General features: G+C 43.7%; 10 protein-coding genes and 1 tRNA gene. 4 read left to right on the plus strand and 7 right to left on the minus strand.

Annotated features, from left to right (window positions below):
- Positions 1-40: 40 nt before the first annotated feature.
- The 5 genes from AC6I7V_RS11935 to AC6I7V_RS11955 all read right to left on the minus strand — a co-directional run bounded on the left by AC6I7V_RS11935 (position 41) and on the right by AC6I7V_RS11955 (position 4,748).
- Positions 41-448, minus strand: coding sequence for a VOC family protein (locus tag AC6I7V_RS11935; protein WP_498010934.1), 408 nt, complete (start codon positions 446-448; stop codon positions 41-43).
- 88 nt (positions 449-536) lie between these two features.
- Positions 537-1,514 (minus strand): GGDEF domain-containing protein, encoded by a 978-nt coding sequence (locus tag AC6I7V_RS11940; protein WP_261882123.1) that lies wholly within the window; start codon positions 1,512-1,514, stop codon positions 537-539.
- Positions 1,514-2,491 (minus strand): response regulator, encoded by a 978-nt coding sequence (locus AC6I7V_RS11945; RefSeq protein WP_255229856.1) that lies wholly within the window; start codon positions 2,489-2,491, stop codon positions 1,514-1,516. The genes AC6I7V_RS11940 and AC6I7V_RS11945 overlap by 1 nt, the downstream gene beginning before the upstream one ends.
- Before the next feature lie 508 nt (positions 2,492-2,999).
- A protein-coding gene (locus AC6I7V_RS11950; protein ID WP_498010782.1) for an IS1182 family transposase occupies positions 3,000-4,437 on the minus strand; the annotation gives its coding sequence in 2 pieces (ribosomal slippage) (positions 3,000-4,217 and positions 4,219-4,437; 1,437 coding nt in all).
- A 226-nt stretch (positions 4,438-4,663) separates the two neighbouring features.
- Positions 4,664-4,748: transfer RNA gene (locus tag AC6I7V_RS11955), tRNA-Leu, on the minus strand.
- 468 nt (positions 4,749-5,216) lie between these two features.
- Here AC6I7V_RS11955 and AC6I7V_RS11960 point away from each other — a divergent pair.
- On the plus strand, positions 5,217-6,506 hold the full coding sequence (locus AC6I7V_RS11960) for a methyl-accepting chemotaxis protein (RefSeq protein ID WP_498010935.1): 1,290 nt from the start codon (positions 5,217-5,219) through the stop codon (positions 6,504-6,506).
- 234 nt (positions 6,507-6,740) lie between these two features.
- Entirely contained in the window at positions 6,741-7,217 is a 477-nt protein-coding gene (locus AC6I7V_RS11965) for an RDD family protein (RefSeq protein ID WP_498010936.1), read from the plus strand.
- A 69-nt stretch (positions 7,218-7,286) separates the two neighbouring features.
- On the opposite strand, the gene lptG is transcribed toward AC6I7V_RS11965, so the two are convergent.
- Positions 7,287-8,357, minus strand: a complete 1,071-nt coding sequence (lptG, locus tag AC6I7V_RS11970) for an LPS export ABC transporter permease LptG (RefSeq protein WP_261882125.1) — start codon at positions 8,355-8,357, stop codon at positions 7,287-7,289.
- 3 nt (positions 8,358-8,360) lie between these two features.
- Positions 8,361-9,461, minus strand: a complete 1,101-nt coding sequence (lptF, locus tag AC6I7V_RS11975; RefSeq protein ID WP_498010937.1) for an LPS export ABC transporter permease LptF — start codon at positions 9,459-9,461, stop codon at positions 8,361-8,363.
- Between the two features lie 191 nt (positions 9,462-9,652).
- On the opposite strand from lptF, the gene pepA reads away from it, so the two are divergent.
- Together pepA and AC6I7V_RS11985 are read left to right on the plus strand one after the other, a co-directional pair.
- Positions 9,653-11,161, plus strand: a complete 1,509-nt coding sequence (pepA, locus tag AC6I7V_RS11980) for a leucyl aminopeptidase (protein WP_032553239.1) — start codon at positions 9,653-9,655, stop codon at positions 11,159-11,161.
- A 93-nt stretch (positions 11,162-11,254) separates the two neighbouring features.
- A complete protein-coding gene (locus AC6I7V_RS11985) occupies positions 11,255-11,704 on the plus strand; it encodes a DNA polymerase III subunit chi (protein WP_152469331.1) in 450 nt (149 codons plus the stop codon).
- Positions 11,705-11,744 lie beyond the last annotated feature (40 nt).

An 11,744-nucleotide genomic window follows, 5' to 3' on the forward strand; every position in this document is an offset into this window, starting at 1 on the left:
ATCAAATAGGGCAGCAATTTCACTATGCAACTTTACGCATCTATTTCATTAAGTCGCAATGTATCATCCAACGAATACCAAACTTGTCTTCGACTTTGCCAAACCGCGCTCCCCAAAAGGTGTCTGCTAATGGCATCATCACTCTACCCCCTTGCTCAAGCTTCTCAAAGATCTGCTCCTGGGTGGCAACATCTTCTGTAACTAATGAGAGCGCGAGGTTATTGCCTTGTAACTCCTTGGCATGAACACCATCCGACATCATTAACTTCATGCCAAAGGCTTCAAATTCTGAGTGCATAATCCCATCGGGTTCAGCCCCTTCTACCACTTGTGGTGCATCTTTAAAATATTGCTTAGATAAGATGACGCCACCAAAACATTTTCTATAAAACTCTAAAGCTTCGTCGCAGCGTCCATCAAAAAATAGGTAAGGGGTCAGTTTCAGCATAGATATCTCCTTGTTGTCTACTTAAAACATAGACAACAGGAGACAAATTGAAAGGTAATCTTATGATTTATTTAGGATAAATCTGTATTTACTTAAGGAGAAGCTCATTAAATGGGAACAAGGTTGTTTGATTACGCCCAGATTGCTTGGACTGATAAAGAGCTTTGTCTGCAGATTCAAGCCACTCCAGATGACTTGCGGTACAAGAGGAAAGTTCACATACGCCAATACTAATGGTGAAGTTAATTGAGCCAGATGAGGTATCAACCGCGTACTTTTCGACTCTTTTACGCAGCCGTTCAGCAAAGTAATGTGCCTGATCGGCGGTTGTTCCTGGGAGGATAACCGTGAACTCTTCTCCGCCATAACGACCGCATAGATCCGAGTTTCTTGCGGTTTTTTTCAATAACCGAGCGGTTTGTCGGATAACTTCATCTCCTGCACTATGACCATAGGTATCATTAACATTCTTAAAATGGTCAATATCAAATATCACTAACGCAGATGCTTGGGATTGCAACTTTGCACTTTCGAACTCTCGAGCGAGGCAAGACTCCCAAAACGCTCGATTAAACAACCCGGTTAATCCATCCGTACGGCTCATTGTTGATAAGCGTTCATTTGAGTCACGTAAATACAATTTGCTGCTAGCCACATCCGACACGTCTTGTACCATCAAGCAGACATGAGATACTCGCCCATTTAATGACGTTAATGGCGTCATTACTATGTTTTGATACATATTAATACGTTGATGTGACAGCGGTGAGTAATTTTTGAAATCAAAGATGTGAGGTCTGTCTTCCCAATTTGAAAAGATTCGACTTTTTAGTTCACTACAGGCAGATATTTGAGCTTTAAGCCACTCTTGAGGAAGATTAGGTACAACATCAAACAAGTTTTGATGAAGGATTCTATCACCATTAATGCCACTATAGCTCTGCATGAAGCTATTCCATAGACACACATTATGCTCGAGGTCTAGAACCACCAGCCCAACGTCAATAGTATCCATGACTTGTAAAGCCCAATGCAATTCGTCCATTTCGAAGGTGATCTGACTCATTACAACACCTCCATTAAACGGTATAAAGTCTCAACCGACTCACCATCTAAAAGCAGTAGCACTTCACATTCAAAATCCAAATTCTCAGCAAGGTAGGTGAACTCGACCGTAAATGCACTCTGTTCTACATGATGGACCGACAAGAACTCATCTCGTTCGTTCTTAGAGACAGTAACTGGCTGACGCAGAGAAAAATCGACCACCAGCTGGCTTGCTAAAGAGTTCAAATAGGTCGAAACCAATAAGTTAGCAATGTTGAGAATCATCTCATTATGGTTTGATTCACTCGTTGGAAAGCCTAACGCATGGCCTAACCCACCAATGTCCAGTCCTCGCATACATACTAAGGACTCACCATGAATACCATTCCCTACAAACCGTTGAGTCACCGCATGTATCGAGTCTCTATGTAAAGCATCTGCAATGATCATATTCAGCTCACTCGCTTCAACAATCCCGACATTCGGTACTGGTAGATCGATAAACTTACCAATACGATCAGAAATCACTGCAGCACCTCGACCAAGCGCAATGTTGGTGATCTCTCGGAACTTACTGAGCGGATCGATATCAGGTTCTTCTTGAACCGAATGTTGCAATTGATCAGTGGTAGGATTTTTAAAAACGTAACTTTGAATAAGGCGAGTTATTTCGTCTTGATTAAATGGCTTGGCGATAAATGAAGAGGCACCCAGCTCCATGCACCGTCTTTTAGCTGCTTGCTGAACATCCCCTGAAATCACTACTACATCGGTACTTATCCCGTATTCTTGCAAATACTGAAGCACCTCATAACCATCCATCTCTGGCATAGTTAGGTCAAGAAACATCAGATCGATACTATTTTCAATGACTGTTGCGATCGCTTCACGTCCATTTGAACACATGAAGGTAACGATGCCGAAAGCTGCTGGAGAGATACAACGCTGAAGAGACTTTCTTGCTAGTGAGGAGTCGTCACAAATGACTATGTTCATGCCAATACTCGTATTTACGCGTAAAATTGAGAGCTTGCAGCTGAACAAGACTCACGATTGGATCTATCTGTTATTCAAGACAATGCTAATGCGACTTCAAAACCTATGCTTTATACAAACGCTAGATTTTCGCTCATCATTTAAAGAAGTTATGACAGCATCATTATGATACAAAGCAGAAATGATACCAGTTTCTGATGTCCCCTTCTAAAGCGAACCTCTTAGTTTTTCGCCTTATTAATTACAAAACAATCAATAATTAATAAGATCTTACTTCCATTTATTAAACAAAATAGAGGGACGATGAAGCGACTTCACATGAAAAACCTAAGCAAGCAATTCTTAGGCTTGCTACCTTTTACTAGCGCTGAAAAACCGTACCCCACACTCCAAAAACGACGAAAGGTCGCTATAAAAGCGACCTTTCAGATTGCTGACGAACCCCACTTTTTGAAGTGGGGTTCTCTTTTTTCGAGCGGCCGTAGGCCGCGATCGCGATATTTTTTTATTATGCGAAGTTTGGAAGAGCCCAACACTTAAATTGGCATCTAGACGCCATAATTTGACGTATTTGGGACATATTTAGCCCTATTTTTTGTAAATAGCTCACCACCAAGGCTATCTTCTTGATGTTTTGAGCGGCAGCTGCCAACCAACATTGCATTTGCACTTTCGAGAGCCCGCGGAAGCGGGCATAACGGTGACCATGGTGCTGCTTAGCGTCGGCGAAGCTCCGCTCTACCGTCTCACTTCTTCGCCTATACGTCTTTTTTCCATAAGGTGAGAGCCGCATTTGGTTGGCTCTATCCATCGCGTCCGTATAGATATGTCTTGTAATGACTTTCTTTATATTTTTACTTTGCGTACAGTCATCTCTCATTGGACAGAACGCACACTCTTTCGGGTCGGAGTGATACTCACGATACGCATCTCTAGACGTTGTTTTATAGATGAGCTCTTGACCGTTAGGGCAGCGGTAACTGTCTCGCTCTCCATTGTAGATGAAGTGCTTTTTCTTGAACGCATTCTTTGTTCTCGATGGTCTGCGATAACCGAACACGCCTAAGATATTTCGACGCTCTAATGACTCAGCGACTGGCGCAGTGAAGTAGCCCGCGTCGAGTCCAACGGCGATTGGATTAAGGTTAAATTGCTCTAGGGTATAGTCCAGACGCTTCACATAAGGTTGAGAGTCATTGATATTACCTGCTGTGACATGGGTATCTAAGATAATGCCATGCTGTCCATCCACTGTACGGTGGTCGAGATAGAAGAAGCCTTGGGGCTTATTATCTCGAGTCATGAAGCCACTTTCCGGGTCGGTAGTACTCGTTTTGGTGCTCTTAGTTTTAGGCTCAGCGGTACGTGACTTTAGAGGTTTCTTACCCTCTTTCTCTCGGTCTAGCGCGACATCTTCATCGAGCATATCAAGATAAGCACTGGCGCGAACCTTAGTCACTTTGTTCGTGTGCTTATTTTTGTTGGCATTGGCTTTTAGGTGCGTGCTGTCAGTAAATAGTTCTTGGCCTGCGACCAAACCTTTCGCCATTGCCTGCTCTACGATATTGATAAAGATACGCTCAAACACATCGGTACCATTAAAGCGGCGAATACGGTTTTGGCTGAGTGTCGATGCATGGATAACTTTCTCTGTCAGTGACATACGCAGGAACCATCGATAAGCGACATTGACTTCAATCTCTTTCACGAGTTGTCGCTCGCTTTTTTATTCCGAAGAGGTAACCAAGCAGGATGATTTTAAACAGGCGTACAGGGTCAACAGGTGGGCGACCGTTGTCTTTACAGTAGAGGTGAGCGACTTCATTACGGATAAACTCGAAGTCGATGGCTTTATCTATCTTACGAACTAAATGGTTCTGAGGAACGAGCTGTTCCATGGTGACCATTTCGAGTTCATATTGTTGAGGTGAAGGCTCTTGAAGCATAGTGAGATATCCATATTTCGATACCCCTATTAGATCAAAGGTCTAGCTTGAAAGCTAGACCTTTGTCAGCAGTCTGAAAGGTCGCTATAAAAGCGACCTTTCTATATATGGTACAGGTTATGCGGACTGATTGGACAGGCATTCCTGCCGCCACCGCGAAGGCAACGCTTTCCAAGCTCCAGATACAACAAAGCCCCAACTTTCGTTGAGGCTCTGTCTTAAAATATGGTACCGGTAGGCGGACTTGAACCGCCACGCCCGAAGGCAACGGATTTTGAATCCGTCGTGTATACCAATTTCACCATACCGGCATTATCTGGGGGCTATTGCCCTCTCGATGTTTGGCATTATACGTATGCGTATGAATGTCGCAAGTATAAAAACTTGAAATTACGTGTGTTTGCCGATAATTTCGCCAGCAGGCCATAAGCTGTGCCCAATGTCGCTTCCAACTGTTGGTGTTAACCCAGCGTCTTACGCGAGATTTTTAACGAAGTCTGATCTATTCATGATGAAGAAACGACGGTGATACGCTCTCAGAGATAGATTTTAGATGTAAGAAAATGGGCACTCTCTTTCACTACAAGGCAGGTAGTGCTGTCAACGGCATGAGAGGTATCAATGGTCTACAGCTCATGAAACTCCTGAAGATAATCGAATGCAATGTGATATGCTTCGCAAATAAAAGATTAGTCAAATTAAAAGGTCATAACTGTCTGATCGCCATAATTATACAAATGTCAGTAACCATTCCCCCTCTTATTAAGTAAGGTCAATTCATGTTTTTTTCTAAGAAGAAAGAGCTAGTGATAGAGTCCAGTCATTCGGATAATGTATACGATTCCTTAAAAAATCATATTGCATGGATCGAGTTCAACCTAGAAGGAATCATTCAAGACGCAAGCCCGTTGTTTTTGAGTGTGGTTGGATACTCGTTACACGAAGTTATTGGCAAACACCACAAAATTTTCTGTTCAGATATCCATGTTAACTCATCTGTTTATAAGAGCTTTTGGAGAGATCTTGCTAATGGAACGACTAAAAAGGGAACCTTTGAAAGGATTAATAAGAAAGGTGAAATTGTCATTCTTGAAGCAACATATTTTCCGATTAAGAACTCCCAAGGCCGTGTTACTGGTATAGGAAAAATTGCTTCCGATATCACTGATTTTTACTATGAAAAACAGAGAAACGAAGCGCTTTTTTCAGCTTTAGATAAATCTCAAGCCATTATTGAATTTGACCCACAAGGAACCGTTCTTAAGGCAAATTCTAATTTCTTAAATACACTGGGCTATAGTGCCCATCAAGTAGAAGGCCAACATCATCGCATGTTCTGTTTTGATGATTTCTACAATGAAAACCCGCGCTTCTGGCAAGAGTTACAAAGTGGGCAGATTAAATCAGGGCTTTTCCAACGTCGTAGCTCTCATGGCTCAAGAGTCTGGATCGAAGCGACATACAATCCAGTCATTGACGAGTCTGGGAATGTTGTAAAAATAGTAAAATTTTCAAGTGATATTACCGAGCGTATTGAACGCAATCGAGCTATCACCGAAGCGTCTGAGATAGCTTACTCAACATCAATAGAAACAGCGCAAATCGCTGAAGAGGGGTTGAGGCTTTTGGCAGATTCTGTGAAATCGTCATTGAATGTATCTCAGAAAGCAGTAGAAACGGCGCAAAAAGTACAACAACTGAAAGATAGTTCGCAAAACATTCAAAACATCGTAGCAACCATACAGGGAATAGCTGATCAAACTAACCTTTTGGCACTGAACGCAGCCATCGAAGCAGCTAGAGCCGGTGAACATGGTAGAGGTTTTGCTGTTGTAGCAGACGAAGTACGCCAACTCGCTTCACGCACTTCAGATTCCACTGACGAGATTGTAAAAGTTGTTGAAGAGAATCAGGGATTAATCAATGAAGTCACGACTAGAATGACCGAAATGTCATTAATTTCAGAAGAAGGAAATGCCAAAATTACCGAAGTTTCTACGGTGATGGATGAAATCCACAAAGGGGCTGAAAATGTTTCAAGTACAGTAATGAGGCTGTCTGAGAGCTAACCATAATTATCGCTATAAACTAACCTCATTACATGTTGTGGTTAGTTTTTCGTTTTTGGTGAGAGCGAATGGCTTGGCAAAAAGGTAAATAAACATATTGAGCAAATCAAAAACCTGACGATGGGTATGTTTATCCAAAATTTTGCCACTAAGTTATAAGCTGTGCGCAATGTCTCTTTCCACTTTTGGGCTTAGCCTATATTCTGACGCCAAATTTTTAAAAGAAGTACTGTCATGACCTCTACTAATACACTACCACCCGCTGGTATGTTTCGCCGTTTAGGTGCTCTGTTCTATGATGCGCTAATTGTCCTTGCTATCGAAATGATGGCTGCGGGCGTAGTTGTTGCTCTGCTCCACGCCCTTATGGCAATGGGACTGTTTACCCATGCAGGTTACGCAGATGTGAGCGACTTCCTGACGAATCACCCTATCTGGAGCCCAGCTTACACTTTCTACCTTGTGGTAGTTTGGTGTTACTTCTTTGTGTTTTTCTGGACTCGCGCAGGACAAACTCTAGGTATGCGAGCTTGGAAACTTCGTGTACAAAACAGTGATGGCTCTGCAATTAGCGTCACTCAGGCTCTAATTCGTTTAGGTACATCTGGATTTGGATTTGCCAATTTGTGTGTTCCGTTTGATCCTAAAAAACGTGGCTTCCATGATATCTGGGCTAAAACCCAAGTGGTGGTACTGCCGAAAGCACAATAGTCGCTAAAGAAATGGTTTCAAATATAAAAAAGGGAAGGCACTCGCCTTCCCTTTTCTCATCAATAGCTTTTATAGCTTTCGTCTTAGCAGCATCAAAGCGATACCAAAGAACACAATACTTGGCGCGACTGCCCCAAATACGGGAGGTATCTGGTACACCAAGCTGACTGGCCCAAAGAATTCACTCGATATATAGAAGGTAAAGCCCGCAATCACCCCCGACAAGATCCGCGCGCCCATAGTCACACTTCTTAGTGGCCCAAAGATAAACGAGAGTGCCATCAGCATCATCACAGCAATCGACAGAGGCTGGGTTACCTTACGCCAGAAAGCGAGCTCATAACGAGACGCATCTTGTTCAGAAGCTTGCAGGTAAGAGACATAATCATATAAACCGCTTAACGAGAGCTCCTCAGGTTTCACGGTTACGATGGCCAGTTTGTCGGGAGCCAGAGATGTTTCCCAAGAATAAGCCGGTAAGCTCTCTTTGGTAATTTGAACATCATCCTCAAATGATGTGATCTGCACGTCCGACATTGTCCAAGTGTTGTTACCATCGTAATCAACCTGCTCAGCGAAGATGGTCGACTGGAGCTTTTTATCTTGGTCAAAACGCCACATATTTATGCCATACAGCCTTTCATCATCGACCTTGGCAATAAAAATAAAGTCATTGGCGTCACGAGCCCAAACACCACTTCGGGTCGAAACAATACTGCCGCCTGAGATAGAGATAGCTCTTAGGTCACGAGCCATCTTCTGTGCTTGCGGTGCACCCCATTGACCAAGCAAGGTTACGATGATCATCAGAGGGACTGCTGTTTTAAGTACCGATAGACCGATATCTAACTTAGAGAACCCTGCCGCTTGCATAACCACCAGCTCAGAACTTGCAGCTAACATACCTAAACCGATCAATGCCCCTAATAGCGCTGCCATCGGGAAGAACATTTCGATATCACGAGGAATACTCAGAAGAACAAAATATAAAGCCTGAAGCAGATCATAAGTACCGCGACCAACCTTTCTTAACTGCTCAACATATTTGATGATCCCAGACAGGCCAACAAACGTCACAAGCACCAAAGCAGTGGTAGAGATAATGGTTCTGCCAATATATAAATCGAGAATCTTAAACACGGCTTAGGCCAACCTTTTCTTCTTGAATTTTTCTTTCATGCGCCTTACTGGCACGCTATCCATAAAGTTTGCAGAGACAGCCACAATCAACAACACGGCATTGATTGGCCACATACCAATAGCGGCTGGGATGCTGCCCTCTTCTATTGACGACTTCGTTGCACTGATCGCTAAGAAGTATGTTAGGTAGATCAAAATCGCAGGTCCCATTTTGGCAAAGCGACCTTGCCTTGGGTTTACCGCTGACAATGGAACAACCAACATGGTTAGAAGCGGAATACAGATGACCAAAGAGATACGCCATTGCAGCTCTGCCTTGGCATTATTGTCTGGGTGGTTAATTAGATCCAGAGTCGGGATTGCTTCCCAGTCACGCCCTTTCTTTTTAACGTCTCGCTGACCAATTAGTCCTTCGTACTCGTCGAAGTGCGTCATCATATAATCAACACGAGTTGGAACGCCCTCATAGCGAGTACCGTCATACATCGCGATCACTTGTCGTCCGTCACTCAGCTCTTTTACATCCCCTGATGATGAGAACATAACACTTGGTAAGATTGAATCGCGAGGCGTGAGCTGTGCAACGAAGACATTTTCAAGTTTATTGCCTTTTATGTCATCGATAAAGACAACCGAAGAGCCATCAGGTGTACTTTCAAATTTACCTTTAGGTAATAAGTCGACACTATTTTCAGCGGCCACTTGCTCATACAACTGTTCAACCTTGTCTTGCGACCATGGTGATAACCAAAGCGAGTTAAAGGCTGCAACACTGGCGGTAATCAAAGCTAAATAAAGAGCCGCCTGAATCAAAAATTTATTACCAATACCGGTGGCATTCATCACCACGATTTCACTTTCAGCATACAAACGGCCAAACGTCAGCAAAATACCGATATAAATACTCAGCGGTAACATCAATAGTCCCATCGCTGGCATGTTCAGGCCAACAATCGACAAAATGAGACTTGCGGGAATATCACCGTCCGAGGCGTCAGCCAAAACACTGATAAATTTTTGGCTAAGAAATACAAGAAAAAGGACAAAAAAGATCGCAAATTGGCTCTTGATTGTCTCGCGGATCAAATATCTAACAATAATCACGCTCAAATTACCTATACAAAACTTGTTTTTTTGATTGAATCACTATAATTTCCCGTTGAACCTTTTATTTTTTAAATTTTTAGCTAAGTGTTAGCGCTCTTCTATAAGGTTAGTTCCATTGTAGGATCCAACAAGTAAGATCGCATTATCTAACATTTAGTTCTATTTGTCTTCAGGATGTAGGAGTACGCATGGAGTTCAGTGTAAAAAGTGGCAGTCCAGAAAAACAACGCAGCGCATGTATCGTTGTCGGTGTATTCGAACCACGCCGCCTTTCTCCAGTAGCCGAACAGCTAGATAAGATCAGTGATGGCTATATCAGTTCACTACTTCGACGTGGTGACCTAGAAGGTAAACCTGGCCAGATGCTACTACTGCATCAAGTACCAGGTGTACTTTCAGAACGAGTTCTATTAGTAGGCTGTGGCAAAGAGCGTGAACTAGGTGAGCGCCAATACAAAGAAATTATCCAAAAAACCATCAGCACGCTTAACGAAACAGGTTCTATGGAAGCAGTATGTTTCCTAACTGAACTGCACGTTAAAGGCCGCGATACTTACTGGAAAGTTCGCCAAGCGGTTGAAGCGACTAAAGATGGCCTATACACATTTGATCAGTTCAAGAGCAACAAGCCTGAGACTCGTCGCCCACTACGTAAGCTGGTATTTAACGTACCAACGCGTCGTGAACTAAGCCTAGGTGAAAAAGCGATCTCTCACGGTCTAGCTATTGCTTCTGGTGTAAAAGCGTCGAAAGATCTTGGCAACATGCCACCAAACATCGCGAACCCAGCATACCTTGCATCTCAAGCTCGTCGCCTTGCTGACGACTTCGACACAGTGACGACTAAGATCATTGGTGAAGAAGAGATGGAAAAACTGGGCATGACTTCTTACCTAGCGGTAGGTCGTGGCTCTAAGAACGAATCTATGATGTCTATCATGGAGTACAAGGGCGCACCAGACTCTGATGCAAAACCAATTGTACTGGTTGGTAAAGGCCTAACGTTCGATTCAGGCGGTATCTCACTGAAGCCGGGCGAAGGCATGGATGAGATGAAGTACGACATGTGTGGTGCGGCGTCTGTATTCGGTACGATGAAAGCGCTAGCTAAACTGAACCTACCGATCAACGTTGTGGGTATTCTTGCTGGTTGTGAAAACATGCCAGGCAGCAACGCTTACCGTCCAGGTGACATCCTAACAACGATGTCTGGTCAAACTGTTGAAGTACTAAACACTGACGCGGAAGGCCGTTTAGTTCTGTGTGATGCACTGACTTACGTTGAGCGTTTCGAACCAGATTGTGTGGTTGACGTTGCGACGCTAACAGGCGCATGTGTCATTGCTCTAGGTCACCACATCAGTGGCGTTCTATCGAACCACAACCCGCTATCTCACGAGCTAGTTAACGCATCTGAGCAAGCAAGTGATCGTGCATGGCGTCTACCAATGGCAGACGAGTACCACGAACAACTAAACAGCCCGTTTGCTGACATGGCAAACATTGGTGGCCGTCCTGGTGGTACTATCACTGCAGGTTGTTTCTTGTCTAAGTTCACTAAGAAATACAACTGGGCACACATCGACATCGCAGGTACTGCGTGGAAGTCTGGTGCAGCGAAAGGCTCTACTGGTCGTCCAGTCTCAATGCTAGTCCAATTCTTATTGAACCGCAGCGGCCATGAGACTGAAGAGTAATCTTCAAATATAATAAAAAGGGCCTACGGGCCCTTTTTTAGTAACTTATGATGGGAAACTTATCCCTCGCTTTTATCGAGTTTGAGTAGCGTTATGCAGACAGCCACTTTTTACATTGTGTCGCCAGACAGCCCTCAAGCAGAGCCACAAGGCTTTGCCGAGTACGTGCTGTTTCTCGCTCATCACTTTGCTAAGCAAGGCGCAAAACTCTACCTGAACTGCAACGACAAAGCGCATGCCGAGAGCCTTGCTGAAATTTTCTGGCAAGTCGAACCCGAGCAGTTTATGGCACACAACTTGGTTGGTGAAGGTCCAAAGTATGCGACCAATATTGAAATAGGTTACGAGGGCGTTAAGCCCAATTGGAACCGTCAATTGGTAATAAATGTGGCCGATAATCATACAACCTTTGCGAACGCCTTTGCTCAGGTGATAGACTTCGTGCCTTGCGAAGAAAAAGCGAAGCAACTCGCGCGCGAAAGGTATAAAATTTACCGTCAAGCTGGGTATCAGTTACAAACGATTGAGATTCAGCATCCATAGTCAAACCTCATAGTTAAAGCTATCTTTGAATTAAGGTTCA

This window comes from Vibrio sp. KUL70 (assembly GCF_059725515.1).